Raw genomic sequence first — 1,100 nt, 5'->3', positions numbered from 1 at the left:
GCCCGAGGCAAACGCCCGTCCGTTCGCGGCCGAGGCCGCTCCTACGCACCCGCCACCCGCCTGTGGGAGCCTGCTTGCAGGCGAACCGGGGCACCCCCTACCGCAGAATCAGCGCGTCACCGCTGGGCTCCACCTCCACCCGATCGAGGAAGGTCCGCCCCAGGCGCGCCCGGTGGATGTGATCGTCCGGCACGATCACCGCGCTCACGCCACTGCGGCGGATGCCGCCCACCCGCACTTCATCCAGCGTGACGCGGCGGGCGTTCACGCGGCCGCGCTCGGTACGCAGGTGCACGGTATTGCCGGCGTCGGCGTCCACCCCGGCGCGTTCGGCGTCGCGCTCGCGCAGCATCATCGATTCGGCCTCGCGGTCCACCTCCATGGTGATGGCCCGGCCGTTCACGCCCACGGTCAGGCTGTGCACCCCGCGAGAATCGGGGTACACGGTGATCCCGGGGCCGGCGGCCTCTCTCTCACGGCCCGCGGCTTCACCATCGGCCGAATCCGCATCGCCAGCCCCTGTGGAAGCGGGTTCCCCCGCCCCGCGCTCCAGCCAGCGGGTCTCCCCCGCGAACTCCACCTGTACGCGTCCGCCGCCCGCCTGCAGCACCCGAACCCCGCCGGGACCGCTCTCGCCCTCGGCCACCACGGCCCGCTCGCCGTCCACCGACAGCACCGCCCGGCCGTCGAACACGGCGTGGACGGTGACGTCGGCGGCGGCAGCGCCGGGGAGCACGAGGGCGGCGGCGAGCATGGCGAAGCGGGCGGCGTAGCGTATTTTCCGGAATTTAATCATTGTTCTTTGTATACCACCTTGGCGTTTCGCCTGCGAGCAGGCTCCCACAGACCGGTGTGGCGGGGGCCGCGTTGGAGCGGCCTCGGCCGCGAACCGGACGTGCGTGCGCCCCGGGCTCCGGCTGTTCGCCTGCAAGCAGGCCCCCTGCGCGATGGGGCGCATCCAGACCCCGATCGGCCAGAGGGCTGGCCTCCCACAGGGTGCCGGGCCCGTAGACATGATGGATTGACCTGCCCGACCTCGAGAGCGTGGGTTATGTTCTCGGGGTTGGGACAACCACCTTCAACACAGAGCCAATATCGAG

Annotated in this window: 1 protein-coding gene; it reads right to left on the bottom strand. The window is 71.4% G+C overall.

Annotation, left to right across the window (positions count from 1 at the left end):
- Nucleotides 1–97: 97 nt before the first annotated feature.
- Nucleotides 98–754 (bottom strand): TIGR02281 family clan AA aspartic protease, encoded by a 657-nt coding sequence (locus F787_RS0114025; protein WP_028492590.1) that lies wholly within the window; start codon nt 752–754, stop codon nt 98–100.
- Nucleotides 755–1,100: the final 346 nt, after the last annotated feature.

This window comes from Thioalkalivibrio sp. ALE19 (assembly GCF_000428605.1).
In the GTDB taxonomy this organism is placed as follows: Bacteria; Pseudomonadota; Gammaproteobacteria; order Ectothiorhodospirales; family Ectothiorhodospiraceae; genus Thioalkalivibrio.
The sequence above is the reverse complement of the archived record's forward strand: the minus strand, read 5'-3'. Positions and strand labels throughout refer to the sequence as shown.

Bases quoted from the DNA above. Each gene is read 5' to 3' on its own strand.
- F787_RS0114025 (WP_028492590.1), bottom strand. From the start codon at position 754: ATGCTCGCCGCCGCCCTCGTGCTCCCCGGCGCTGCCGCCGCCGACGTC.